Origin of the sequence: Pseudoxanthomonas sp. 22568, assembly GCF_052044485.1 — a bacterium.
GTDB classification, from domain to species: domain Bacteria; phylum Pseudomonadota; class Gammaproteobacteria; order Xanthomonadales; family Xanthomonadaceae; genus Pseudoxanthomonas_A; species Pseudoxanthomonas_A beigongshangi.
The window spans coordinates 58100-81727 of the sequence record NZ_JBQENC010000007.1; the positions used below are offsets into that span (position 1 = coordinate 58100).

Here is a 23628-nt window from a genome sequence, read left to right on the forward strand (position 1 = left end):
CGTGATCATCTATACCCATCCCGCCTGCCTGTCGCACGACCCCGGTCCCGAACATCCGGAGCGGCCGGCACGGTTGGAGGTGGTGCTGGAGGTGCTGCGCCGCGCGCATGGCGACCTCGAGTGGCGCGAAGCGCCGCTGGCCAAACTGGGCGATCTGCGCCGCGTGCACGACGAGACGCTGCTGAAGGACGTGCTCGACACCGATTTCGAAGGCCACCGCATGCTGGACCCGGACACGGTGATGGTCCCGGCCTCGCGCGCGGCCGCGCTGCGTGCCGCCGGCGCCGGCATCGCCGCGGTCGACGCGGTCATGCACGGGGAAGCCGGCACCGCCTTCTGCGCGGTGCGCCCCCCTGGCCATCACGCCACTTCCGGCACGGCGATGGGTTTCTGCCTGTTCAACAACATCGCCGTGGCCGCCGCCCACGCGCTGGAGAAACACGGCCTGGAGCGGGTCGCGATCGTCGATTTCGACGTGCACCATGGCAATGGCACCCAGGCGATCTTCTACGACGATCCCCGGGTGGCCTACTTCAGTACCCACGAATCGGGCCTGTTCCCCTACAGCGGCGCGCCCTACGAGCGCGGCGCGGGCAATGTGTTCAACGCCCTGCTCCCGCCGGGCAGCGGCGGCTTCCGCTTCCAGAACACCTGGGCTGACCAGTTGCTGCCGGCGCTGGAGGAATTCCGCCCGCAATTGCTGTTGATCTCCGCCGGCTTCGATGCCCACATGCGCGACCCGCTGGCCGACCTGATGCTGGAAACCGAGGATTTTGGCTGGCTGACCCGGGAACTGCGCCGGATCGCCCGCCGCCACGCCGACGGGCGGATGGTTTCGATGCTGGAGGGTGGCTACGACCTGGAGGCACTGAAAGAGTGCGCCGCCGCCCATGTCGACGAACTGCGCTGAGCGTACCCGCTGGCGACGTCTTCGGGCTGCATGAACCAGACCCGAAACCGGCCGGGGGTATTCATTGCCGCCATGCCGGCGATCCGGCAAGCTAACCGCCGTTTCTGAACCGAACCATCCCGGAGCCCGGTACCGCGTGCGTCCAGTCCTTCGCCTGCTGCCCCTGCCGTTCAGTATCGCCCTGTGCCTGCCGGCGCTGGCGGACGAGAAGCCCGAGAGCTGGGCGCTGTGTCCGATCCAGGATCCCGTCCCGGCCTTCGCAGGCGTGCCCCAGCCCGCCGCGGGCGCCAACACCGAGCAGGCCCGGGCCGCGCGCGCGAACCAGGACACCCACATCGAGGGCAACCAGCTCGGTGGCACCGAACAGAACCTGGAGTACAAGGGCGACGTCGCCTTGGTCCGCGGCGACCAGTTCCTGGGCGCGGACAACCTGACCTACGATCAGGAAAGCGACACCTATTCCGCCGAAGGCCACGTGCGCTACCAGGACGCCGGCATCCGCCTGGTCGCCGAAAGCGCGCGCGGCGATCAGAACGCCGACCGCCACCAGATTGACAACCTGCAGTACCAGCTGGTGTCGCGACGCGGCAACGGCGGCGCCGATCGCATCGACATGAAGGGTCCGGAAGGCAGCCTGCTGCACTCCACCTACTCGACCTGCGATCCCTCCGATCGACGCTGGGAACTGCGTTCGCGGCGCATCGACGTGAACACCGAAACCGGTTGGGGCGTGGCCCACGGCGCGACCGTGCGGCTTGGCCATGTGCCGGTGCTGTACATGCCGTGGTTCAAGTTCCCGATCGACGACCAGCGCCATACCGGCCTGCTGTACCCGGCGCTGAGCCATTCCGGGCGCAATGGTTTCGACTACCGCCAGCCGATCTACCTGAACTTGGCACCGAACTACGATGCCACCTTGAACCCGCGCTACATGAGCGAGCGCGGTTTCGCCCTCGGGGCCGAGTTCCGCTACCTGTACAGGGGCGGTGCCGGCAAGCTGGAGGGCAATTACATGCATCGCGATGATCTGCTGGAGACGCGCTCCCACGAGCCGGAATTCGTGCCCGAGCGCAACCCGGATCCGGACGACAGCCGCGGCTTGTTCCGCTTCAACGGCTACCACAACCTCAGCAAGCACTGGCAGGCGCGTGCCAACTTGGTCTGGATCAGCGATTCCCGCTATGTAGAGGACTTCGCCAACAATCTCGGCGGCCTGACCGCCAGCACACTCACCAGTACCGCCGGCCTGTACGGCGTGGGCCAGTTCTGGAACGGTGGCATCATGGCCGATGCTTGGCAATTGTCGGATTTCAACCTGACCAAGGCTTCGCTGCCGTACAACCGTTTGCCGCGCGCCTATTTCAAATACGAGCGGCCGCTGGGCCAGTGGCTGAATGTCGGCCTGCACAGCGAGGCCGTACGCTTCCAGCATGATCTGCGCGATGGCGGGACCCGGCTGGATCTGAAGCCGACCGTCGGCTTGAACTTCGAGGGACCGTCCTGGTACATCCGTCCCACCCTGGCCTGGCGCTACACCGACTATCGCCTGGATCCCGGCCTGGCCCGCAGCATTGCGGTCACCCGCGCGGCGCGCGCGCTGGGCGTGCCTGCCGGCAGCGTCACCGACGCGATGATGCGGCCGTACTACGATGAATCACCCAACCGCAGCCTGCCCATCGGCTCGGTGGACATGGGCCTGTTCTTCGATCGCGAAACCGAGATCAAGGGAAGCCGCTTCCTGCAGACGCTGGAACCACGGCTGTTCTACCTCAACGTGCCGTATCGCGAGCAGGATGGCATCCCGCTGTTCGACACCCGCCCCTTCACCTTCAGCTGGGGCCAGATGTTCCGTGACAACCGCTATTCGGGTCCGGATCGCCAGTCGGACGCCAACCAGTTGACGATGGCATTGACCACCCGTTTCCTTCGTCAGTCCGACGGCTTCGAACGAGCATCGATGAGCCTCGGGCAAATCCGCTACTTCGAAGATGGCCTGGTCACCCGTTCCCCTTCCGAAGCCCCGATCCAGAAGGGAAAATCAGCCTGGGTGGCCGATGCCAACTACGCCCCCACCGATCGCTGGACCATCGGCGCCTCCTACCAGTGGGATCCGAAGTTCCGTCGGGAAGATCTGGCCAGCCTGCGCGCGCGCTACCTGATCGGCGACGACGGCGTGGTCAACCTGACCTACCGCCATCGCCGGGACCTGCTGGAACAGGGCGACTTCTCGTTCCTGTACCCGATCAGCCCGTCCTGGAGCATCGTCGGCCGCTATTACCACTCGTTCATGGAAAACAAGCTGCTGGAAGGCATCGCCGGCGTCCAGTGGGATAGCTGCTGCCTGGCGGTCCGCGCGGTGGTGCGCCGTTACGTGCGCAACCGCGAGGGGGAAATGAACAATTCCATCCAGGTCGAATTCGTCCTCAAGGGCCTCGGCTCGGCCGGCCAGGACACGGAGCGCACCCTGCGCCGTGGTATCCTCGGCTATTACCGAGACGACCTCTATCTCGTCCCGCCGAGCAATACCGCGCCGGATCCGGACGACGACAACCGCTACGCTCCGGATATGCTGCCATGACCATCAAGTTGTACCGCCCCCTCGCCGCCGTCCTGCTGGCCGCCGCCTGCGTGCTCCCGCTGTCGGCCCAGACGCTCCAGCCGCTGGACCGGATCGCCGCGATCGTCGACGAGGACGTCATCCTGCAGAGCGAGCTGGACCGCGCGGTCGCCAACGTGGTCAATCAGTACGCCAACCAGCCCGGCCAGTTGCCGCCGCGGGAAGTGCTGGAGCGCCAGGTCATGGAACGCCTGATCCTGATGAAGCTGCAGGTGGCACGCGCCAATGGCAGCGGCATCCAGGTCGGCGATCAGGAAATCAATGGCGCGGTCGCCGCGGTCGCCCAGCAGAACGGCATGACCGTCGACGCCCTGCGCGCGCGCCTGGCCCAGGACGGCATGTCCTTCAACGACTTCCGCAACTCGCTGCGTGACGAAATCACCGTCCAGCGTCTGCGCCAGAGCTTCGCCCAGAGCAAGATCCAGGTCAGCGAGGGTGAAGTGGACGCCGCCCTGGCGATGCAGGCCAGCTCCGGCCAGCAATACCACCTGGCGCACATCCTGGTCGCGCTGCCGGATGGCGCCACCGCCGAGCAGATCACCACGGGCCAGCAGAAGATCGATGGCATCAAGGCATTGCTGGACAAGGGCGAGATGGACTTCAACGCCGCGGCCGTGCGCTATTCCGACAGCCCCAACGCGCTGGATGGCGGCGATCTGGGCTGGCGCAGCATGGACGAAATCCCGACCGCATTCGTGGAAATGCTCAAGACGATGACGGCCGGCCAGGTCGTCGGCCCGCTGCGCGGCGCCAGCGGCTTCCAGTTGCTCAAGCTGGTGGAGACCCGCGACGCCTCGCAGGCGGAAAAGCGCACCGTCACCGAATACCACGCCCGCCACATCCTCGTGCGCATCACGGAGGCCCAGGACGCTGCCGCGGCCAAGGCCAAGATCGACACCCTGCGTGCCCGCATCGCCGGTGGCGCGGATTTCGCCACCGTCGCAAAGGAATCCTCCGAGGATCCCAACAGCCGTGGTGAAGGTGGCGATCTGGGCTGGTTCCCCGGCGATGCCTTCGGTCCCGCGTTTGGCGAGCAGGTGGCCGGTGTCGGCGACGGACAGGTCACCGAGCCGTTCCGCACCGATGCGGGCTGGCACATCGTGCAGCGCGTGGAAGCGCGCCAGAGCGACGTCACCGATGCCAACCAGCGTGCCCAGGTCCGCGAGACCATCGGCCGCCGCAAGCTGGAAGACGAATACAACCGATTCCTGCAGGAAATGCGCGGCGAAGCCTACGTGAACATCCGTACCGGCGCTCAGGCCCAGACCGACGGCACGCCGGCCAATGCGCCGGCGGCGGCACCGGCTGAAACGCCCGCGTCCGCTCCCGGCGGCTGAGCATGCTGCCCCGCCTGGCGCTGGTCCCGGGTGAGCCGGCCGGCATCGGGCCCGAACTCTGCGTCAGGCTTGCCCAGCAGCCACGCCGGGATTGCCGGCTGGTGGCGTTCGCCGACCCGGGCGTGATGCAGGCGGCCGCGGCCGCGCTGGGTCTGCCACTGCGGCTGCTCGACGAACAGCAGGAAGCCCGCGCGCCGGGTGAGCTGTGCCTGCGGCCGCTGGCCAATCCCGCCCCGACCCGGTTCGGCCAACCCGATCCCCGCAACGCCGCCACCGTCATCGCCGCCCTGGCCCAGGCTTCCGACGCCTGCCTGAGCGGTGAATTCGATGGCGTGGTCACCGGCCCGGTACACAAGGCCGCGATCAACGCCGGCGGCATCGCCTACACCGGTACTACCGAACTGCTGGCCGCGCGCGCTGGCCGCGAGGTGGTGATGATGCTGGCCAACGACATCGTCCGGGTCGCCCTGGCGACCACCCACCTGCCCCTGCGGCGGGTCCCCGACGCCATCACCACCGACGCGCTGACCTCCGTGCTGCGTATCACCCACGCTGCGATGCGCGACGATTTCGGCATCGGCGATCCGGTGATCGCGGTGCTTGGCCTCAATCCGCATGCGGGCGAAGCCGGCCATCTCGGCCACGAGGAAATCGAAGTCATCGAGCCGGTGATGGCCGCGCTGCGCGGGGAAGGCATGCGCCTGATCGGCCCGCTGCCGGCGGATACCGCGTTCCTGCCGCAGAAGCTCGCCGGCTTCGATGCGGTGCTGGCGATGTATCACGACCAGGGCCTGCCGGTGCTCAAATACAGCGGCTTCGAGCAGGCGGTGAACCTCACCCTGGGCCTGCCCTATCCGCGCGTCGCGGTCGATCACGGCACCGCGCTGGACCTGGCCGGCAAGGGCATTGCCGATCCGTCCAGCCTGTTCGCCGCGGTACAGACCTGCGCCCGCATCGCCACCCTGAAATCCGCAAGCTAGCAAACGCATACCCTGCTTCCTGCCCGCTCGAATCCCCAATCCCCAATCCCGAATCCCTACCTCGCCATGCCCCCCTTCAAGGCGCCACCCAAGAAATCGCTGGGCCAGCACTTCCTCACCGACCGCAGCTACATCGAGCGGATCGTGCTGGCTGTCGATCCCAAGCCGGGCGACAGGCTGGTCGAAATCGGCCCCGGCCAGGGCGCCATCACCCTGCCGCTGCTGCGCCGGCACGGCGAACTGACCGCGATCGAGTTCGATCGCGATCTGATCACCCCGCTGATGGAAGCATCCGAAGGCGTCGGCCGCCTCACCATCATCCACAAGGACGTGCTGGCGGTGGACTTCGGCAAGTTGGCCGGTGACGATCGCCTGCGCCTGGTCGGCAACCTGCCCTACAACCTGTCCTCGCCGATCCTGTTCCATGCGCTCGAACACGCCGCGTCGATCCGCGACATGGTCTTCATGCTGCAGAAGGAAGTGGTGGATCGCATGGCCGCCGGTCCCGGCAGCAAGGTCTATGGCCGCCTGAGCGTGATGCTGCAGGCGTACTGCACGGTGACGCCGTTGTTCGTGGTTCCCCCCGGGGCATTCCGGCCGCCGCCGAAGGTGGATTCGGCGGTCGTGCGGATGGTGCCCCGCCCGCCCGCCGAGATTGGCGTCGCGGATCCGCAGCGCTTCACCGAAATCGTGCGCGCCGCATTCGGCCAGCGCCGCAAGACCCTGCGCAACGCCCTGGGCGGGGTCTGCGACGGGGCCGCGATCGAAGCCGCAGGAATCAGTCCCGACGCGCGCGCCGAACAGGTGGAAGTGGCCGCCTTCATCCGCCTGGCCAACCAGGCACCGGTGGCGCCGACGGCCTGACCGTTCCGGCGCCCGCGCGGCGTTTCCCGTTTCACGCCGCAATGCATACACTGTCCGGCATGAAACACGACTACGCCATCGACATCGACGTAGCCACCCGCTTCCTCGACGATCAATCCGCGCCCGAGGACGGGCGCTATGTGTTCGCCTACACCATCCGCATCCGCAACCGGAGCGACGTGCCCGCGCGCCTGCTGGGCCGCCACTGGGTCATCACCGACGCCAACGGCAAGGTCCGGGAAGTGGAAGGTGCCGGCGTGGTCGGCGAGCAGCCATGGCTGCAGCCGGGCGAGGACTTCGAATACACCTCCGGGGCGGTGCTGGAAACCGACATCGGGACCATGAAAGGAAGCTACGACATGATTGCCGACGACGGCACCCGCTTCGACGCCCCCATTCCCCAGTTCACCCTCTCGGTTCCGCGGACGCTGCACTGATGGCGGTCTGGGCGATAGGCGATCTGCAGGGATGCTACGACGCGACCCAGCGGCTGCTGGAGCGGCTGCGTTTCGATCCCGCACGGGATCGGCTCTGGTTCTGCGGCGATCTGGTCAACCGCGGCGGGCAATCACTGGAAACCCTGCGGCTGGTGCATTCGCTGCGCGAGCAGAGCGTGGTGGTGCTGGGCAATCACGACCTATCCCTGCTGGCGATCGGCGAACGTTCGCCGGACGAGCAGCGCAAGGTCAATCCGGACCTGCAGCGGGTGGTGCTGGCCGACGATGCACGCGTGCTGCTGGACTGGCTGCGCGGACAGAAACTGGTCCACGCCGACCGCGAACTGGGCTGGATGATGATTCACGCGGGGCTCGCGCCCAAATGGACCACCAGCCTCGCCGAGCGCTATGCGCGCGAGGTCGAGCAGCAGTTGCACGGCAACGGCTATCGCAAGCTGTTCCGCAACATGTACGGCGACAAGCCCAACTGGTCCTCCGGCCTGTCCGGCTACGACCGCGCGCGCGCCATCATCAACGTGCTCACCCGCATGCGCTATTGCACGCCGCGCGGGCGCATGGCGATCGAGGAGAAAGGCGCACCCGGCACCCAGGCGCAGGGCCTGTATCCCTGGTACGAGGTGCCCGGCCGCGCCCCGCGCGATCTGAAGATCGTCTGTGGCCATTGGTCGACCTTGGGCCTGATGATCGGCCACGGCGTGCACGCGATCGATACCGGCGCGGTGTGGGGCGGCAAGCTCACCGCGCTGCAGTTGGATACCGACGAACTGCGGATCGTGCAGGTACCCGGACGCGACGTGGATCCCGCTTCCTTCGCGGGCCGGGACTGACGCCTCCCGAACATCGGGCTTGCGGCTGTTTTCAGTTCACCGATCTCGGCGTACCGGTGGGAGGTTGCTCCTCTACAATCGGGCCATGCGTATTCCGACGGTCCCTCCGCGCACCTTGGCCATGGCCCTGCTGTCCGCCCAGCTGCTGGCGGCATGTGGACGTGCTCCGGCCACCGCAACGTCCCCGCGAGTTCCCGCGCCCACCGCGGTCTCCGCCGCGATGGGCGCGCCTGCAAGCGCTGTTTCCGCCGCCTCCCCTCCCCTGGTCGCGGCCGCCCGGTCGCAGGTCGGCGTCACCCGCAATTACGACCCCGCGTATGTCCGGCTGGCGTATCCAGGCGGCGATGTCCCGCAGGATCGTGGTGTCTGCACGGACGTGGTGATCCGCGCCCTGCGCACGCAGGGACTGGATCTCCAGCAGGCCATCCACGAGGACATGCGGGCCCGCTTCCACGCCTATCCGCAGGACTGGGGCATGTCCGGCCCGGATCGGAACATCGACCACCGCCGGGTGCCCAACCAGATGCACTGGTTCAAGCAACAGGGCTGGCAACGCGCCATCGGCGCACGGGCGACGGACTACGCGCCGGGCGACATCGTCGCCTGGAAGCTGCAAGGCAGCGGCCTGCTGCACATCGGCATCGTCTCCGACCGCCGGGGTGCCGACGGCGTGCCGCTGATCCTGCACAACATCGGCGCGGGAACCCGCGAAGAGGATCTGCTGTTCCGGCACCCCATCATCGGCCACTACCGGCCGCTGCTTCCGTAAGCGCGCGGCGACTCCGGCTCAGGCCGTCCGCACCCGCAGGTAGTCGATGAATTCGAACGCATGCGCATGGCGCGCGTCGGCCGGATGCGGTTCGCGCCGCACCACGTCCCACTCGGTGGGGTCGAAGCGGGGAAAGTGCGCGTGCGCGTCCTCGACCAACGTATCGACATGGGTCAGGTACAGCGCGTCGGCAAGCGAAAGGGTCTGCGCGTAGATCTCGCCGCCACCGATCACGCAGATTTCCGGATTGTCCTCGCTGGCCGCCCAGGCCAGCGCCTGCTCGAGCGACGCCACCGCCTCCATGCCGGCGAACGGCACCTGTCCACGGCGGGTCAGCACCAGGTTGCGCCGGCCCGGCAGCGCGCGACCGAGCGACTCGGCGGTGCGCCTGCCCATGAGCACCGGCTTGCCCAAGGTCAGCGCCTTGAAGCGCTTGAGATCGTCGGGCAACCGCCAGGGCAGATCATTGTCGCGGCCGATGGCGTACCGGCGATCGAGCGCGGCGATCAGCGACAGGGAAACGGATGGATTCATGCGGGCTGACTTCCGGCGTATTGCAGGCGGGGGGAACGCGGCGTACTTTCGCCACACACCATCTTCGGGGAAGGCCGGATGCCCTCGCAAGCCAGAACGATGCTGTTGGCCGGCGGATTGCTGCTGGCCGCGGCCGCCGACGCCGGCCAGTCCCTGCCGGCGCGCTTCGAATCCGACCGCGTCTACCTGGAAGCGCAGGGAGCCACCGGTGAACGCCTGCGCCTGTACACCGACACCGGCGGCGGCCTCTTCCTCAAGCAGGAAGCGGTCGAGCGGTTGAAGCTGCCGCTGTCGCCACTGGAGGATCCGGAAGCGCGCCGCGAACTCGGCGATCGCGCCAAGGTCACCCGCCTGCCCGCCTTCGCGGTGGAAGCCGGCATCCCGCCGCCGCTGGCCGACGATGGCCGCATGATGGTGTTGCCGAGCGCGCTCGCCGGCCCGCAGTTGCCGGGCACCAGCCAGGACGATGGCATCCTGGGGCAGGCGTGGTTCTCCGGCCGCATCTGGACCTGGGACTATCCCGCGCGCCGCTTCCGCCGCGAAGCCGGCGACTGGAAGCCTTCGCCGGAACTGCGCCGGCTGGCGCTGGGCTTCAAGACCGACGGGCACGGCAACCGGGTAACCGACTTCCCGCGCCTGCAGGTCGTCATCGACGGAAAGACGCATTCTCTGCTGCTGGATACCGGCGCGATGACGGTGCTGACGCCGAACGCGCAGGCCGAACTCGCCGACGGCGGTCCCTCCGAGCGCGCCACCAGCATGATCGCCGACAGCGTGTTCCAGGCCTGGCGCAAGGCGCATCCGGACTGGCGGGTGATCGATAACGCGCAGGCCGGCATGGGCTCGGCGATGATCGAGGTGCCGGAAGTGATCATCGCCGGTTACAAGGTGGGGCCGGTGTGGTTCACCCACCGCGAGAACCGCAACTTCCACGACTTCATGTCCAGCTTCATGGACGCGCGGGTGGACGGTGCGCTGGGCGGCAATGCGTTCCGCCACTTCATCATGACTGTGGATTATCCTGGCGCCGCCGCGTACTTCCGCTGCATTGCCGGTTGCCGCGACACCACGCCTCGTTAGCGCGGCGCGGCGTCGGCTTGCCAGGTCGCCAGCAGCGCCTGCGTGCGCGGCTCGTTCCAGCAGCGGTCCGGCACGTAGGCGTGCCGGCCGGATTGCCCTTGCTCGTAGATGAAGCGCCCGCCCGCCACGCGCACCACGTCGCCGCGAGCCTCGTAGCGCACGTTCGGTCCGGCACCGAACCGCAGCACGCCCGCCTCCACCGACAGGCGCAGGTCCGGCATGGTGTCCAGGCCGCCGAGCGCGGTCCGCTTCCAGCGGCGGAATTCCAGCCACGGCATCACGCCCTGGGCCAGGCCGGCGGCGGCGATCACCACGGCGGGCAGGCGCAGGCCGGGAGAATCCGCGAGGAAAATGATCGCCAGCGCGATGAGTCCCAGCAGCAGCGACGCCCCCCAGATCCAGCGGCGCCAGCCACTGCGGAACCACCACCACTTGAGGTACTGCTCGCGCAGGTAGGCATCGTCGCGGCGGAAACCGATCTCCGCCGCCTCGTCAACACCGCTCATACCGCGACCGGCGCCTTGATGGCCGGATGCGGGTCGTAGCCGAGGATTTCGATGTCCTCATAGCTGAAGGCAAACAGATCGGTCACGTCCGGATTCAGCCGCAGCGTCGGCAACTTGCGCGGCTCGCGTGCCAGCTGCTCGCGCGCCTGCTCGTAGTGATTGGAATACAGGTGCGCGTCGCCCAGCGTGTGCACGAAGTCGCCCACGCCCAGCCCGGTGGCTTGCGCGACCATGTGGGTCAGCAGCGCGTAGCTGGCGATGTTGAAGGGCACGCCCAGGAAGATGTCGCCGCTGCGCTGGTACAGCTGGCAGCTCAGCTTGCCGTCGACCACGTAGAACTGGAACATCGTGTGGCACGGCATCAGCGCCATCTTCGGCAGATCGGCGACGTTCCAGGCGCTGACGATCAGCCGGCGCGAATCCGGGTTGCGCTTGATCTCCTCGACCACCCATTTGATCTGGTCGATCTCGCCGCCATCGGCGGTCGCCCAGCGGCGCCATTGCTTGCCGTAGACCGGGCCGAGCTCACCGTCGGCGTTGGCCCATTCGTCCCAGATGCTGACCTTGTTGTCCTTCAGGTAGGCGATGTTGGTCTCGCCTTTCAGGAACCACAGCAGCTCATGGATGATCGAACGCAGGTGCAGCTTCTTGGTGGTGACCAGCGGGAAGCCCTCGGCGAGATCGAAGCGCATCTGCCAGCCGAACACGCTGCGCGTGCCGGTGCCGGTGCGATCGGATTTCTCGGCGCCCTGCTCCAGCACGTGGCGCAACAGATCGAGATAGGGCTTCATGCGGATTCCTTGGCCGGAACGACGGGTTGCAGGACGGGCGAGCGGCGCGACAGCCACAGCAGGTACAAACCCAGCAGGATCAGCGGCACGCTCAGCAGCTGGCCCATGGTCAGCCAGCCGAAGGCCAGGTACTGGAGCTGCTCGTCCGGCACCCGCACGAATTCGACCAGGAAGCGGAACACGCCATACAGCAGCGCGAACAGGCCGGAGACCGCGTAGCGCGGCCGCGGCTGGCGGGAGAACCACCACAGCGCGGCGAACATCACCAGTCCTTCGAGGAACGCCTGGTACAGCTGCGAAGGGTGGCGCGCGAACTGATCCAGCGCGCCGGCCGCGTACTGCGCCTGCAACTGCGCGGCGCTGAAGTCCTTCAATGCCGGATCGGTCGGGAAGATCACGCCCCAATCCGCCTTCGTGTACTTGCCCCACAGCTCGGCGCCGATGAAGTTGCCGATCCGGCCGAACCCCAGCCCCAGCGGCACCAGCGGAGCAACGAAGTCCATGGTGTCGAAGAAGTGCATGCGCTGGCGGCGCGACCACCACAGCGCGGCGGTCATCACGCCGAGCAGGCCACCGTGGAAACTCATGCCACCTTCCCAGACCTTGAAGATGGACAGCGGATTGGCGAGGAACCCTTCCAGGCCATAGAACAGGATGTAACCCAGGCGCCCGCCCAGCACCACGCCGATCATCGCGTAGAACAGCAGATCCGAGAATCCGTTGGCGTCCACGCCCGGCAACCGGCCTGCCCGCACCCGCCGCTGGCCCAGCCACCACGCCGCGATGAAACCCAGCAGGTACATCAGGCCGTACCAATGCAGCTTCAGCGGCCCCAGCGACAGGGCAATCGGGTCAATCTGGTGAAGGTAGATCATGCGCCTCGGGGACCGGCAGGGAATGCCCTATTTTGCCCCAGCAGGGTTGGCTTGCGCCGTCCGTCCCGCCCCGGGGACAGCCGGCGGCAAGGCTTGCGGCCGGACTCGCGTTCCGGTGCCGGCTCAGAAGACGTGCGGCTGGTTGGGCAGTTCGTCCTCATCCCGCTGGCTGCCGTCCTGCGGAAAGAACGCCGCCAGCAGGTCCGACACCGCGGTGATGCCGCGGATCACCGCGGCTTCGGCTTCACCGGCGCGCAGACGCTCTTCCATCAGCTGGCAGACACCGCGCCATTGCTCGTCGCTGACCCGGCCGCGCAGCCCGCGGTCGGCGACGATCTCGATGCGGTGATCGGCCAGCAGCAGGTAGATCAGCACGCCGTTGTTGGCTTCCGTGTCCCAGGTGCGCAGGCGCGCGAACGCTTCCAGCGCGCGCGCGCGGGCCGGCATGCCACGCACCACCGCAAGCAGGGGCAGATCCGCCTCCACCGCGAACATCACTTCGCCGCGATGGCGCTGTTCGCCCTGGTGGATGGCGTCGGCGATGCGCTGCAGGCTGTCGGCCGGGAACAAGCGGCGCGCGGAAGGCGGGAATAGATGGCGCAGCAGTCGCATCACCAGCTCCCCGAGGCGCCACCGCCTCCGGACATGCCGCCGCCACCGCCCCAGCCGCCTCCTCCGAAGCCACCGCCGCCGCCGAAACCTCCTCCGCCCCCCCAGCCGCCGCCACCGCCCCACCCACCCCAATCGCGATGGCGGGCATAACGGCCACCGGTGGAAACCGACAGCAGGCCGTAGATCAGGCCGAACACGCCGGCGATGCCGGCCACGGGAATCAGCGAGGACAGCAGGAATGCGGTGCCGCCGGCGGCACCGGCGGTGAACAACCCGCGGATGCCGGCGGGTGCACGCCCGAACACGCCACGCACGATGCTGGCGATGATGAAGGCGGCGAACAGCGCGAACAGCCAGTCGCCGCCACGCGAACGCTCCGGCCGGTGGTCGCTGACCGGCGCCGGCAGTGCCTCGCCGTCGATGAGCTTGACCAGCACCGCGGTCGCGTCGGTGATGCCGCCGCCGTAGTCGCCGCCACGGAATTTCGGCACCAGGTATTCCTGGATGACCCGGTTGGCGATGGCGTCGGGAATCGCGCCTTCCAGGCCATAGCCGGGTTCGATGCGCACGCGCCGGTCGTTCTTGGCGACCAGCAGCAGCACGCCGTCGTCCACGCCCTTGCGTCCCAGCTTCCATTGCTCGAACACGCGCAGGGTGTACTGCTCGATGCTCTCCGGCTCGGTGCTCGGCACGATCAGTACCTGCAGCTGGCTGCCCTTGCGCTGCTGCAGGGCCAGTGCCTGCTGCTCCAGCTGCTGCTTCTGCGCGGCATCCAGGGTGCCGGTGGTATCCACCACCGGCGAGTCCAGGGCGGGAATGGCCGCCAGCTGCTGGGCCGCCGCCGGCAGCAGCAGGCAGCACCACAACAGCAGCCCGGACAGCGCGCGGCGCAGCATCGGCGCGTTCGCGGTCGGTCAGTTGGCCGGCGCGGGCGCGGGCTCCGGACCCGGCGGCTGGGCCGGCTGCGGCGCCTGCGGCGCCGGCGCCGGCGTGCCGAAGTCGACCTGCGGTGCCTGCTGGATCTGCGCCTCGTTCTCCACCGTGAAGTTCGGCTTTTCCTTGTAGCCGAAGATCTTGGCGGTGATCACCTGCGGGAACGAGCGGATGAAGGTGTTGTAGTCCTGCACGGTCTGGATATACCGGCCGCGCGCGACGGTGATGCGGTTCTCGGTGCCTTCCAGTTGCGCCTGCAGATCGCGGAAGGACTGATCCGACTTCAGGTTCGGGTAGTTCTCGGTGACCACCAGCAGGCGCGACAGCGCGCTGGACAGTTCGCCCTGCGCCTGCTGGAACTGCTGCAGCGAGGCGGCATCGTCGGCGTTGACCTGGATCTGGCCGACCCGCGCGCGCGCGTTGGTGACGTCGGTCAGCACCTGCCGTTCCTGCTGGGCGTAGCCCTGCACGGTCTTGACCAGGTTGGGAATCAGATCGGCGCGGCGCTTGTACTGGTTGAGCACTTCCGACCAGCCGGCCTTGACCGCTTCATCCTTCTGCTGGATCGAGTTGTAGCCACAACCGGACAGCAGGGCCGCCAGGGCGACCAGTGCGAGCGAACGGACGAACAGGCGCATGACACCACTCCTTCGGCAGGGACGGCGGCATTGCAGCATCCGCCGGTGAAGGATGCAACCGCGCCGGCGCGGCGGCGGCACCACCGTTGCCGCCCCGTCAGCTATCCCCAAACGCCGACGCCCGGCGGAAGCCGGGCGTCGGGGAGACGGAAACGCCAGCGGCGGCTTACCAGTTGCCGGCGCCCGGGATGTGCTTCTGCGCGGCGCGGCGGCGCATCATCAGGTTCAGCCACTCGACCATCACCGAGAAGCCCATCGCGAAGTACACGTACGGCTTGGGCACGTGGATTTCCAGGCCATCCAGGATCAGCACCACGCCGATCAGCACGATGAACGCCAGCGCCAGCATCTTGATGGTCGGGTTGGCGTCGATGAAGCGGCCCAGCGGATTGGCCGCCAGCAGCATCACCGCCACCGCCAGCAGGATCGCCGCGACCATGATCGGAATGTGCTGGGCCATGCCGACCGCGGTGATGACCGAGTCCAGCGAGAACACGATGTCGATGATCGCGATCTGGGCGATGACCAGGCCAAACACCGCCGAAGCCTTGGTGGTGGACGGGTCCTCGTCCTCGCCGCCGGTGATCAGTTCCTTGATCTCCATGCCGCCCTTCACCAGCAGGAAGATGCCGCCCAGGATCAGCACCAGATCGCGGATGGAGATGCCCATGCCGGCGACGGTGAACAGGTCGTTCTGCATGCGCGCCAGGAACGCCAGCGACACCAGCAGCGCGATCCGGGTGATGCAGGCCACCGCGATGCCGAAGCGGCGGGCGGTCGGGCGCTGGTGGGCCGGAAGCTTGCTCACCGCGATCGAGATGAACACCAGATTGTCGATGCCCAGCACGATTTCCAGCGCGCTCAGCGTCACCAGGGTCAGCCAGACGTTGGGGTCGGCCAGGAACTCGAGACTCATTCGATTTGCAACCTTGCTATATCAGGAGAAAAGTTCGGACAGGCGGGGCCAGAGAATCAGGCCCCAGCACAGCAATACGTTCATCATCAGCACGAACACCGCCGCCGAACCCATGTCCTTGGCGCGTCCGGCCAGTTCGTGGTGCTCGGGCCCGTAGCGCTCGATGACCGCCTCGATCGCCGAGTTCAGCAGTTCGGCCGCCAGCACCAGCAGGCAACTGCCGATCAACAGCACCCGCTCCACCGCGGTGTCGCCCAGCCACAAGGCCAGCGGCGCCAGCACGATCAGCAGGTAGACCTCCAGCCGGAACGAGGATTCGTGCAGCCAGGCCGCGCGCAATCCCTGCATCGACCAGATCGCCGCCTTGAGGATGCGCCCGGGACCCCGGGGCATGTGTCCGATTTCGTCCGCCATTCCTGGATCTCCGGTCAGCCCGCGATACGGGCGGGCGGGCAATGCGGAAGGCGGGGCGTCGCGGCAGCGGGCATGGAGTGCGGAGGGTCCGTGAGAACCCCGATCTTGCCATATCGGGAGACCTTCCCGGCGCGTATCGGTTTGCCTTTGGTGGTCCCGGCTGGTTCACTGGCCCCTCTTCCCGTCCCGGAGACCCGCGCCGATGTCCCGTTTCCCGCTGCCCGCGCACCGCCTGGCCTGCCTGCTGTTGCCGGCCCTGCTGGCGCTCTCCGCTTGCGCCACCTGGTCCGACGGTTCCGGCCCGAAGCGGGCGCCGGCCATCCCTGCCGAGGTCTCCAACGCGGAGTGGGAGAAGGACATGCAGCGGTTCGCCGCCGAGGACGCCAGCCATCCCCCGCCGCAGAACGCGGTGCTGTTCGTCGGCAGTTCCTCGATCCGGATGTGGGAATCGCTGGCCCGGGATTTCCCCGACGCCACGGTCATCAATCGCGGTTTTGGCGGCTCGGAAATCCGCGACAGCACCTGGTACGCACCGCACATCGTGCTGCCCTACAAGCCGGGAACGGTGGTGCTGTACGCGGGCGACAACGACCTCGCCAGCGGGCGCACGCCACGGCAATTGCACGACGACTTCGTCGCTTTCGCCGAACTCATCCATCGCAAGCTGCCGAAGACGCGCCTGGTCTACATCTCCACCAAGCCGAGCCCGTCCCGCGCGCACCTGCTCGACGCGCAACGCGAGGCCAACGCGCTGATCAAGGCCGAATCCACGCGTCACGACTTCGTTTACATCGACGTGTTCACGCCGATGCTGGACGCGGACGGCAAGCCGCGCGAGGACCTGTTCCTGGCCGACCGGCTGCACATGAATCCGGCCGGTTACGCGATCTGGCGCGAGCTGCTGGCTCCCTACGTGAACTGAGCCTCGGGCGCACGGCCCCTTCCCGTTTTCCGGACAGCGGCTTTTTCTAGACGGGGACATAACTCCGGCAGGCGTAGCGTCGGCCTCCCGCAGAGGAGACCCCTCCATGGCTACCACCTCGTACCGGCCGCAGGGCTACCACAGCGTCACTTCCTACCTGATCGTCGACGACGCCGCCAAGGCGCTGGATTTCTACCGCGACGCCTTCGGCGCCGAGGAAATGTACCGGCTGCCGATGGGCGACCGCATCGGCCATGCCGAAACCCGCATCGGCGACACCGTGCTGATGCTGTCCGACGAATGGCCGGACATGAACGCCTTGTCGCCGAACACCCGCGGCGGCGCGACCTCGAGTTTCATGATCTACGTCGAGGACGCCGACGCCGCCTATGCGCGCGCGGTCAAGGCCGGCGCCCGCGCCGACCGTCCGGTCAAGCAGGAATTCTGGGGCGACCGCATCGGTTCGGTCGTGGACCCGTTCGGACACAAGTGGTCGCTGTCGACCCATGTCGAGGACGTCGCGCCGGAAGAAATGCAGCGGCGGATGGAAGCCTGGTCGCAACAGCAGGCATCCACCTGATGCATGCACGACGCGCCCGCGGATGCAGGATCCGCGGGCGGCGTCGCATCGACAGGCTCGTGCCCCGGATTATTTCCGGCGCGCCAGGCCTGCATCCTGGTGCAGGCTCAGCACATTACGATCCGGATCGACGAAGTCCAGCGACAGTCCGCCGTCCGGCGACTCGCTGACCGGCACGACGATCTCCACGCCGCGCCCGGCCAGCGCCTCGGCGTAGTCGTCGATGCCGCCGTCCAGGCTGAACACCACCACCGGCGATTCGCCGGGGCGGACCGCCTGGACGATGAACACCAGGGTCAGCTCACCGACCTCGGCCAGCGCGAACGGGCCGTCATGGCCGTCGATCGCGTTGACCGGCAGGCCGAGGGTGTCGCGGTAGAAAGCGACCGAGCGGGCCAGATCACTGACGAAAAAGACGATGGCGCCGACCTTGCATTGGGAAAGCATGGGAGTCCTCCTTGTGGTTGTTTGTGGTCCCGTCTATCCGTTGCCGCCGGGACGCCAGGTGTGACCGGGACGGCGGATCACCAGCAGGTGGCCGTCGACATCATGGGTGGCCAGTCCGGCGCCGCCGCCGAGCGCGGCCCGGAGCCCGCGGCGGATCAGACCGAACTGGAGATCCACACTGCGCGCCGGATCGCGCACGTAGGCCATGGCCAGGCTCTCCGCGCGCGCGGCGGGCGGCAGTTCGCCGAGCGCCTTGCGGATGCGGCTGAGCCGCTGGCGGAACGCCTCGGGCGACAGCGCCAGGATCCAGCGGATTTCATCGGCCGACAGGCCATGCAACGCCAGCACGGCCACCCGCCGCAGGCTGGCGGGCCAGGCGTGCAGCCATCCGGGAACCGCCGGGGATTCCATCCCGGCCGTCGCTTCCCCGGACGGGTCGTCGTCCGCGACCAGCGCCTCGCGGCGACGGCGGCGCACCGCAGTGCGCGCCTGCATCGCGGCCAGGTTGCGCATCGTCCCGGCCAGCCAGGGTGCATCGGCGCGGCCGGCGGCCAGGGCCGCGGCCAGAGTGTCCTGCACCAGATCCTCGGCGTCGGCGGCGGAGCGCGCCAGCCGGCGCGCCTGCGAACGCAATTCGCGATAGGTCTCCAGATCCATCCGCCGATGATGCCGCAGAAGCGTGGCCGGCGGAGCCGGCCTACTGCGAGCGCAGCGCCTCGATCGGATCCAGCTGGGACGCCTTGCGTGCCGGGTAGTAGCCGAAGAACAGGCCGGTGGCCACCGAGAAGCCCGCGGCCAGGCCGATGACCTGCCCGTTCAACGCCACCGGCAGCTCGCTGAACTTGCCCACCAGCAGCGCGCCGACGATGCCGATGGCGATGCCGAGCACGCCACCGATCAGCGAGATCAGCATGGCCTCGGCCAGGAACTGCCTGCGCACGTCGCTCGGTCCGGCGCCGACCGCCATGCGCAGGCCGATCTCGCGGATGCGCTCGGTCACCGACACCAGCATGATGTTCATGATGCCGATGCCGCCGACGATCAGCGAGATGGTCGCGACCGCACCCAGCAGCAGCGACATCAGGCGGGTGGTGGCGGTGCGCGTGGCGACGATTTCGGAAATGTTGCGGACGTTGAAGTCGTCATCCTCGCCCGGCGCGATCTTGTGCCGCTGGCGCAGCAAAGCCTCGACCTCGCCCTGCACGTAGCCCAGGTCCTTGGCGTCGGCCACGGTCAGCGCGATCTGCATCACCGCGCTGGGCGGCAGGCCCATCGAGCCCATCAGCCGGCGGCGCGCGGTTTCCAGCGGCACCATCATCACGTCGTCCTGGTCCTGGCCGAAACCACCCTGCCCCTTCGGCGCCAGCGTGCCGACCACGGTGAATGGCACCCGGCCGATGCGCACGGTCTGGCCGATGCCGGTTTCCTCGCCGAACAGTTCGCGACGCACGGTCTCGCCCAGGATCACCACCTTGCCGGCGCCGCTGTAGTCCTGCGCATCGAAACCGTCACCGTTGGCGATTGTCCAGCTGTTGATGTCGAAGTAGTCCGGCTGCACACCCTGCCAACTGCTCGACCAGTTGTTCTCGGCATACACGACCTGGCTGCTGCCGCGCAGCGCGCCGGCGACGTACTGCACCTCCGGGATTTCGTTGCGGATGGCGTCGACGTCGCCCTCGCGCAGGGTGAAGAAGCTGCTCCCGCTCATGCGCACGCCGCCACCACTGCGTCCGGCACCCGGGTTGATGTCCAGTCGCTGCGAGCCCAGGCCGGACACCAGCTTGTCGATTTCCGCCTGGGTGCCCTGGCCGACCGAAACCATCACAATGACCGCGGCGATGCCGATGATCACGCCCAGCGAGGTCAGCGCGCTGCGCATCCAGTTGCCACGCAAGGCGAAGATCGCGGTGCGCAGAATATCGGTGAAGTTCATGGGCTGCTTTCCCCCAATCCCGAATCCCGTTTCCCGAATCCCGGCTCCTCATGCAACTCGCCGTCGCGCATGACCAGGATGCGATCGGCGTGGGCGGCCACATCGGCGTCGTGGGTGATCAGGATGACCGTGTGGCCTTCGTCGCGCAGGCGCTTGAACAGCGCCAGGATTTCCTCGCCGGTGCGGCTGTCGAGCGCACCGGTGGGCTCGTCGGCCAGGATGATCGGTGGTTCGTTGATCAGCGCGCGTGCAATCGCCACGCGCTGCTGCTGGCCGCCCGACAGTTCGCTGGGCCGATGGCCGCCGCGCTCGGCCAGGCCCACGGCCGCCAGCGCCTTGCGCGCGCGTTCGGTGCGCTCGTGCGGAGGCACCTGCGCATAACCCAGCGGCATCGCGACGTTCTCCAGCGCGTTCATCCGCGGCAGCAGGTTGAAGCCCTGGAACACGAAACCGATCTTGTCCCGGCGCAGCACCGCCAGTTCCTCCGCGTCCAGCGTCGCCACGTCGACGCCGTCGCAGTGGTAGGTGCCGGAAGAAGGCGTGTCCAGGCAACCGATCAGGTTCATCAGGGTCGACTTGCCGGAGCCAGACGGTCCCATGATGGCGACGAAATCGCCCCGGCCGATGCGCACGTCCACGCCCTTGAGCGCGACCACCTCGGCCTCGGTGCCGGGCGAGTACACCTTGCTCAACGCCCGCGTCTGGATCACCGGCACCTCGCCGGCGGACGTATTCATGGCACTCATTCCTTGGCGCGCTCGCCGACGATGACCTGATCACCGGCCTTCAGGTTGCCCGCGACCTCGGTCGCGCTGCCGTCGCTGGCGCCCAGCCGCACCATGATCCGTTCCGGCTTGCCAGCCACCAGCTTGTACAGCGGCGCGCGCTTGGCCGACAGCAGCGCCTTGAGTTCGTTGTCCCAGCGCTGCTGCTGTGCGGGCTCCAGGCTGGCGCGGAACGCGGCGAAGTCCTGCTGGAAGCGTTCGGCCATGCGCTGGCGCTGCTGCGCCTGCATCGCGCCGCCGTTGCCGCCGCTGGTCACCATGCGCGGGCCCCCACCGGGCCCGCCGGCGAACAGGCGGTTGCCGCCATCCTGCTGGGCCTGGGCCATCCGCGCGGCCTGCCGATCGCGTACCGCCTTCACCGCCGCGTCGAACGCGGCGCGCTGTTCGGGCTTCAGTTGCAGGCTGCCGGCGATACGCTCCATTTCCTCGGTGACGCCACCGCCACGAACCTGCGCCATCTGCGGGGCGCCCTGCGCCTGCTCATCCTCGGTGGTGGGTTTGTAGCGCAGCGCCGCGTTGGACACCTTGAGCACGTTGTCGCGCTTGCTGACCTCGATCTCGGCGTTGACGGTCAGGCCCGGCAGCAGGATCTCGTCGGCGTTGTCCACGGTCACGACCACCGGATAGGTCACCACGTTGTTGGTGGTGGTGGCGGCCAGGCGCACCTGTTCGACCAGGCCCTTGAACTGGCGATCCGGAAAGGCGTCGACGCTGAAGGACACGGTCTGCCCGACCTTGACCTGGCCGATGTCAGCCTCGTCCACCGCCAGTTCGATCTTCATCTTGCGCAGATCCTCGGCGATGGTGAACAGCTCCGGCGCCTGCAGGCTGGCGGCCACGGTCTGGCCCGGCTCGATGCTGCGGGTCAGCACCACGCCATCGACGGGCGAGCGGATTACCGTGCGTTCCAGGTTGACCCGGGTGGTCTGGGTGGAGGCGGTCTGCTGGCGGATCTGCGCCTGGGCGGAGTTGAGTTGCGCGCGGGCCTGGTCGAGCGCGGCGCGCGCCAGATCCACGTCGCTCTGCGCCACCAGCTTCTGCTGGCCGAGATCGGCCTTGCGGCGGTAGTCCAGCTCGGCGTTGCGCAGGGTCGCCTGGGCCTGCGCCAGCGAAGCGCGCGCGGCGGCGATCTGCGCGGTGCCCTGTTCGATCTGGGCCTCGTAGGTCTTGGGGTCGATGCGGGCGAGCACGTCACCCTTCTTCACCGGGCTGTTGTAGTCCACCAGCACGTCGGTCACCTGGCCCGAAATCTGGCTGCCGACGGTGACGGTGGAGATGGCGCTCAGGGTACCGGTGGCCGAGATCGCCACCCGGATGTTGCCCCGCTCGACCTGGGCGGTGCGGTAGGCGCCCTCCTCGGCCTTGGCCTGGCGTCCCTTCCAGTACCAGACGCCCGCGCCGAGGATGGCGAGGACGGCGATGCCGAGGACGATACGGGAAATCAGCGCGGAACGACGGCGGGACGGCTGGCTCATGCGGGCAAGTCGGCAATGTCGGTGGAGAGGTATGGGCCCATTAACGCACGCCGGGCACGGCGGTTGACAGCGCATGGACGGCGGCCGCGCCCGTTGGGCTGCCGCTCATTTTTCCCTTCCCGTGGATGCTCAGGTGGAGATGCTCAGGTGAAGCGGATGGTCGCGGCCGTGCCCTTGCCCAGTTCACTCTCGAACTCGATCTTCCAGCCAAACCGGTCGCACAGCCGGCTGACGATCGACAGGCCCAGCCCGCTCCCGCGCGGACGGGATGGATCGGCGCGATAGAACGGCTCGAACACCCGCTCCATCGATTCGGCGGACATGCCGATGCCGGTGTCCTTGACGATCACCCGGTCGGCCTCGACCAGCACGTCGATACGGCCGGTGTCCGTGTAGCTGCACGCGTTGCGCAGCAGGTTGCTGACCACCACCTGGAATACCCGCGGCGGTGCGTGCAGGCGGGGCTTGGCCACGCAGGTGACCTCCAGGTCGACCGGCTTGCCGATCAACAGCGCGCGCGCATTCTCGGCTTCGTCCAGCACGATGTCGGCGACATCGAAATCCTCGCGTTGCGGCTCGACCTCGGCCTCGCGGGCGAGGATCAGGAAGGCATCGATCACCGCTTCCATGTCGCGGCCGGCGCGCTGGATGCGTTGCAGTGAACGCACCACCCGCGGCGAGGCCTCCTCGGCCATGGCCATATCGCTGGCGACCCGGATCACGGTCAGCGGGGTGCGCAGCTCATGGCTGGCGTCGCGGGTGAAGTCGCGCTCGCGCGCCACGTGCGAGGCCACGCGCTGGGCCAGGCCGTGCAGCGCCGACGCGAGTTGTCGGGCCTCGCCCTGCACCTCGGCCGGCAGGCGATCCGGCGCCAGCCCGCTGACGTCGGGCCGTCGCGGATCCCATTCGGCCACCTGCCGCGCCAGCCAGCTGACCGGTGACACCAGCCGCTTGGACGCCCGGTAGGTCAGCCACGACACCACGTAGATGGCGATCAGGGTCAGGATGATCGGCAGGGTGCCGAAGTAGAACGCCAGCCGTTCGGCCTGCGAACGCAGGAACACCAGGTACAGCCGACCGGCGGGCTGCTCGTCCACCAGCACCAGCATGTCGTCGTCCTTGAGCTCGTGGAAACCGGGCTTGAGGCCGCGCAGGTTGTCCGGCAGCACCAGATTGGAGTGGCCCTTGACCACCAGGTAGCCGCGCAGGTTGTGCGTGTTCGGCGGTGGCTGCGCGGTGGAGGCGTCGTACAGCTCCCAGAAATGGGTCGCCTCCTCCTGCAGGGCGGTGTTCATCAGGCTGTGCTTGATGACCGCCGAGATCAGGTAGACGCCCAGCACGATCGCCAGGCTCACCATCACCGCCTGCAGGATGAAGGCAATGCGTAGCTTTCGCGGCAACCCCTGCGGCATGACGGCTCCCCTC

The 23628-nt window shown here is 67.9% G+C and carries 26 protein-coding genes; 11 read left to right on the forward strand and 15 right to left on the reverse strand.

Annotated elements, in window-relative coordinates:
• Window position 1: 1 nt before the first annotated feature.
• The 8 genes from ACTJI2_RS10615 to ACTJI2_RS10650 all read left to right on the forward strand — a co-directional run bounded on the left by ACTJI2_RS10615 (window position 2) and on the right by ACTJI2_RS10650 (window position 8762).
• On the forward strand, window positions 2-910 hold the full coding sequence (locus ACTJI2_RS10615; protein ID WP_183638807.1) for a histone deacetylase family protein: 909 nt from the start codon (window positions 2-4) through the stop codon (window positions 908-910).
• Window positions 911-1046: 136 nt separating this feature from the next.
• Entirely contained in the window at window positions 1047-3488 is a 2442-nt protein-coding gene (gene lptD / locus ACTJI2_RS10620) for an LPS assembly protein LptD (RefSeq protein WP_318287655.1), read from the forward strand.
• Window positions 3485-4864 carry a peptidylprolyl isomerase gene (locus ACTJI2_RS10625; protein WP_318287656.1) on the forward strand — a complete coding sequence of 460 codons (1380 nt, stop codon included), beginning with the start codon at window positions 3485-3487 and terminating at the stop codon, window positions 4862-4864. Before lptD ends, ACTJI2_RS10625 begins: the two co-directional genes overlap by 4 nt.
• Before the next feature lie 2 nt (window positions 4865-4866).
• A complete protein-coding gene (pdxA, locus tag ACTJI2_RS10630) occupies window positions 4867-5844 on the forward strand; it encodes a 4-hydroxythreonine-4-phosphate dehydrogenase PdxA (protein WP_440842071.1) in 978 nt (325 codons plus the stop codon).
• Window positions 5845-5910: 66 nt separating this feature from the next.
• On the forward strand, window positions 5911-6708 hold the full coding sequence (gene rsmA / locus ACTJI2_RS10635) for a 16S rRNA (adenine(1518)-N(6)/adenine(1519)-N(6))-dimethyltransferase RsmA (protein WP_203322875.1): 798 nt from the start codon (window positions 5911-5913) through the stop codon (window positions 6706-6708).
• Window positions 6709-6767: 59 nt separating this feature from the next.
• The gene (apaG, locus tag ACTJI2_RS10640; RefSeq protein ID WP_183641171.1) at window positions 6768-7145 is read left to right on the forward strand and encodes a Co2+/Mg2+ efflux protein ApaG; all 378 of its coding nucleotides are present in this window, start codon (window positions 6768-6770) and stop codon (window positions 7143-7145) included.
• Window positions 7145-7993 carry a symmetrical bis(5'-nucleosyl)-tetraphosphatase gene (locus ACTJI2_RS10645; RefSeq protein ID WP_203322874.1) on the forward strand — a complete coding sequence of 283 codons (849 nt, stop codon included), beginning with the start codon at window positions 7145-7147 and terminating at the stop codon, window positions 7991-7993. Before apaG ends, ACTJI2_RS10645 begins: the two co-directional genes overlap by 1 nt.
• Window positions 7994-8114: 121 nt before the next feature.
• Complete coding sequence (locus tag ACTJI2_RS10650) at window positions 8115-8762, forward strand: DUF1287 domain-containing protein (protein ID WP_203322873.1); 648 nt, start codon at window positions 8115-8117, stop codon at window positions 8760-8762.
• 18 nt (window positions 8763-8780) lie between these two features.
• Here ACTJI2_RS10650 and ACTJI2_RS10655 read toward each other — a convergent pair whose 3' ends face one another.
• Window positions 8781-9296 carry a dihydrofolate reductase gene (locus tag ACTJI2_RS10655; protein ID WP_192197911.1) on the reverse strand — a complete coding sequence of 172 codons (516 nt, stop codon included), beginning with the start codon at window positions 9294-9296 and terminating at the stop codon, window positions 8781-8783.
• 78 nt (window positions 9297-9374) lie between these two features.
• Between ACTJI2_RS10655 and ACTJI2_RS10660 the strand changes: the two genes are divergently transcribed.
• Window positions 9375-10376 (forward strand): hypothetical protein, encoded by a 1002-nt coding sequence (locus tag ACTJI2_RS10660; protein ID WP_183638825.1) that lies wholly within the window; start codon window positions 9375-9377, stop codon window positions 10374-10376.
• Here the strand turns inward: ACTJI2_RS10660 and ACTJI2_RS10665 are convergent.
• The 8 genes from ACTJI2_RS10665 to ACTJI2_RS10700 form a co-directional block, all read right to left on the reverse strand.
• Window positions 10373-10882, reverse strand: coding sequence for a hypothetical protein (locus tag ACTJI2_RS10665; protein ID WP_183638827.1), 510 nt, complete (start codon window positions 10880-10882; stop codon window positions 10373-10375). The genes ACTJI2_RS10660 and ACTJI2_RS10665 overlap by 4 nt on opposite strands.
• Window positions 10879-11673, reverse strand: a complete 795-nt coding sequence (locus ACTJI2_RS10670) for a thymidylate synthase (RefSeq protein WP_183638829.1) — start codon at window positions 11671-11673, stop codon at window positions 10879-10881. Before ACTJI2_RS10670 ends, ACTJI2_RS10665 begins: the two co-directional genes overlap by 4 nt.
• Window positions 11670-12548, reverse strand: coding sequence for a prolipoprotein diacylglyceryl transferase (lgt, locus tag ACTJI2_RS10675; protein WP_183638831.1), 879 nt, complete (start codon window positions 12546-12548; stop codon window positions 11670-11672). Before lgt ends, ACTJI2_RS10670 begins: the two co-directional genes overlap by 4 nt.
• A 123-nt stretch (window positions 12549-12671) precedes the next feature.
• The gene (locus ACTJI2_RS10680; RefSeq protein WP_440842074.1) at window positions 12672-13160 is read right to left on the reverse strand and encodes a TPM domain-containing protein; all 489 of its coding nucleotides are present in this window, start codon (window positions 13158-13160) and stop codon (window positions 12672-12674) included.
• Window positions 13160-14056, reverse strand: coding sequence for a TPM domain-containing protein (locus ACTJI2_RS10685; protein WP_183638835.1), 897 nt, complete (start codon window positions 14054-14056; stop codon window positions 13160-13162). Before ACTJI2_RS10685 ends, ACTJI2_RS10680 begins: the two co-directional genes overlap by 1 nt.
• Window positions 14057-14074: 18 nt before the next feature.
• Entirely contained in the window at window positions 14075-14731 is a 657-nt protein-coding gene (locus ACTJI2_RS10690) for a LemA family protein (RefSeq protein ID WP_183638837.1), read from the reverse strand.
• Between the two features lie 166 nt (window positions 14732-14897).
• Window positions 14898-15647, reverse strand: coding sequence for a TerC family protein (locus ACTJI2_RS10695; RefSeq protein WP_192197913.1), 750 nt, complete (start codon window positions 15645-15647; stop codon window positions 14898-14900).
• A gap of 21 nt (window positions 15648-15668) precedes the next feature.
• Window positions 15669-16061: a diacylglycerol kinase gene (locus ACTJI2_RS10700; RefSeq protein WP_183638840.1), complete on the reverse strand. Its 393-nt coding sequence runs from the start codon at window positions 16059-16061 to the stop codon at window positions 15669-15671.
• Window positions 16062-16278: 217 nt separating this feature from the next.
• Between ACTJI2_RS10700 and ACTJI2_RS10705 the strand changes: the two genes are divergently transcribed.
• Both ACTJI2_RS10705 and ACTJI2_RS10710 read left to right on the forward strand, forming a co-directional pair.
• A complete protein-coding gene (locus tag ACTJI2_RS10705; protein ID WP_440842149.1) occupies window positions 16279-16983 on the forward strand; it encodes an SGNH/GDSL hydrolase family protein in 705 nt (234 codons plus the stop codon).
• Between the two features lie 106 nt (window positions 16984-17089).
• A complete protein-coding gene (locus ACTJI2_RS10710) occupies window positions 17090-17563 on the forward strand; it encodes a VOC family protein (RefSeq protein ID WP_183638844.1) in 474 nt (157 codons plus the stop codon).
• Window positions 17564-17632: 69 nt separating this feature from the next.
• Here ACTJI2_RS10710 and ACTJI2_RS10715 read toward each other — a convergent pair whose 3' ends face one another.
• The 6 genes from ACTJI2_RS10715 to ACTJI2_RS10740 all read right to left on the reverse strand — a co-directional run bounded on the left by ACTJI2_RS10715 (window position 17633) and on the right by ACTJI2_RS10740 (window position 23615).
• Window positions 17633-18010, reverse strand: a complete 378-nt coding sequence (locus tag ACTJI2_RS10715) for a VOC family protein (RefSeq protein ID WP_183638846.1) — start codon at window positions 18008-18010, stop codon at window positions 17633-17635.
• A gap of 33 nt (window positions 18011-18043) precedes the next feature.
• Window positions 18044-18667 (reverse strand): RNA polymerase sigma factor, encoded by a 624-nt coding sequence (locus ACTJI2_RS10720; RefSeq protein ID WP_318287661.1) that lies wholly within the window; start codon window positions 18665-18667, stop codon window positions 18044-18046.
• 40 nt (window positions 18668-18707) lie between these two features.
• Window positions 18708-19943: an ABC transporter permease gene (locus ACTJI2_RS10725; protein WP_203322865.1), complete on the reverse strand. Its 1236-nt coding sequence runs from the start codon at window positions 19941-19943 to the stop codon at window positions 18708-18710.
• Window positions 19940-20680 carry an ABC transporter ATP-binding protein gene (locus ACTJI2_RS10730; RefSeq protein WP_318287662.1) on the reverse strand — a complete coding sequence of 247 codons (741 nt, stop codon included), beginning with the start codon at window positions 20678-20680 and terminating at the stop codon, window positions 19940-19942. Before ACTJI2_RS10730 ends, ACTJI2_RS10725 begins: the two co-directional genes overlap by 4 nt.
• A 5-nt stretch (window positions 20681-20685) precedes the next feature.
• On the reverse strand, window positions 20686-22203 hold the full coding sequence (locus tag ACTJI2_RS10735) for an efflux RND transporter periplasmic adaptor subunit (RefSeq protein ID WP_440842076.1): 1518 nt from the start codon (window positions 22201-22203) through the stop codon (window positions 20686-20688).
• A gap of 143 nt (window positions 22204-22346) precedes the next feature.
• Window positions 22347-23615, reverse strand: coding sequence for a sensor histidine kinase (locus ACTJI2_RS10740; protein ID WP_183638855.1), 1269 nt, complete (start codon window positions 23613-23615; stop codon window positions 22347-22349).
• Between the last annotated feature and the right edge of the window lie 13 nt (window positions 23616-23628).

Coding starts and splice junctions, on each gene's coding strand:
- ACTJI2_RS10625 (WP_318287656.1), top strand. CDS start 3,485: ATGACCATCAAGTTGTACCGCCCCCTCGCCGCCGTCCTGCTGGCCGCC.
- pdxA (WP_440842071.1), top strand. CDS start 4,867: ATGCTGCCCCGCCTGGCGCTGGTCCCGGGTGAGCCGGCCGGCATCGGG.
- rsmA (WP_203322875.1), top strand. CDS start 5,911: ATGCCCCCCTTCAAGGCGCCACCCAAGAAATCGCTGGGCCAGCACTTC.
- apaG (WP_183641171.1), top strand. CDS start 6,768: ATGAAACACGACTACGCCATCGACATCGACGTAGCCACCCGCTTCCTC.
- ACTJI2_RS10645 (WP_203322874.1), top strand. CDS start 7,145: ATGGCGGTCTGGGCGATAGGCGATCTGCAGGGATGCTACGACGCGACC.
- ACTJI2_RS10650 (WP_203322873.1), top strand. CDS start 8,115: ATGGCCCTGCTGTCCGCCCAGCTGCTGGCGGCATGTGGACGTGCTCCG.
- ACTJI2_RS10655 (WP_192197911.1), bottom strand. CDS start 9,296: ATGAATCCATCCGTTTCCCTGTCGCTGATCGCCGCGCTCGATCGCCGG.
- ACTJI2_RS10660 (WP_183638825.1), top strand. CDS start 9,375: ATGCCCTCGCAAGCCAGAACGATGCTGTTGGCCGGCGGATTGCTGCTG.
- ACTJI2_RS10665 (WP_183638827.1), bottom strand. CDS start 10,882: ATGAGCGGTGTTGACGAGGCGGCGGAGATCGGTTTCCGCCGCGACGAT.
- ACTJI2_RS10670 (WP_183638829.1), bottom strand. CDS start 11,673: ATGAAGCCCTATCTCGATCTGTTGCGCCACGTGCTGGAGCAGGGCGCC.
- lgt (WP_183638831.1), bottom strand. CDS start 12,548: ATGATCTACCTTCACCAGATTGACCCGATTGCCCTGTCGCTGGGGCCG.
- ACTJI2_RS10680 (WP_440842074.1), bottom strand. CDS start 13,160: ATGCGACTGCTGCGCCATCTATTCCCGCCTTCCGCGCGCCGCTTGTTC.
- ACTJI2_RS10685 (WP_183638835.1), bottom strand. CDS start 14,056: ATGCTGCGCCGCGCGCTGTCCGGGCTGCTGTTGTGGTGCTGCCTGCTG.
- ACTJI2_RS10690 (WP_183638837.1), bottom strand. CDS start 14,731: ATGCGCCTGTTCGTCCGTTCGCTCGCACTGGTCGCCCTGGCGGCCCTG.
- ACTJI2_RS10695 (WP_192197913.1), bottom strand. CDS start 15,647: ATGAGTCTCGAGTTCCTGGCCGACCCCAACGTCTGGCTGACCCTGGTG.
- ACTJI2_RS10700 (WP_183638840.1), bottom strand. CDS start 16,061: ATGGCGGACGAAATCGGACACATGCCCCGGGGTCCCGGGCGCATCCTC.
- ACTJI2_RS10710 (WP_183638844.1), top strand. CDS start 17,090: ATGGCTACCACCTCGTACCGGCCGCAGGGCTACCACAGCGTCACTTCC.
- ACTJI2_RS10715 (WP_183638846.1), bottom strand. CDS start 18,010: ATGCTTTCCCAATGCAAGGTCGGCGCCATCGTCTTTTTCGTCAGTGAT.
- ACTJI2_RS10720 (WP_318287661.1), bottom strand. CDS start 18,667: ATGGATCTGGAGACCTATCGCGAATTGCGTTCGCAGGCGCGCCGGCTG.
- ACTJI2_RS10725 (WP_203322865.1), bottom strand. CDS start 19,943: ATGAACTTCACCGATATTCTGCGCACCGCGATCTTCGCCTTGCGTGGC.
- ACTJI2_RS10730 (WP_318287662.1), bottom strand. CDS start 20,680: ATGAATACGTCCGCCGGCGAGGTGCCGGTGATCCAGACGCGGGCGTTG.
- ACTJI2_RS10735 (WP_440842076.1), bottom strand. CDS start 22,203: ATGAGCCAGCCGTCCCGCCGTCGTTCCGCGCTGATTTCCCGTATCGTC.
- ACTJI2_RS10740 (WP_183638855.1), bottom strand. CDS start 23,615: ATGCCGCAGGGGTTGCCGCGAAAGCTACGCATTGCCTTCATCCTGCAG.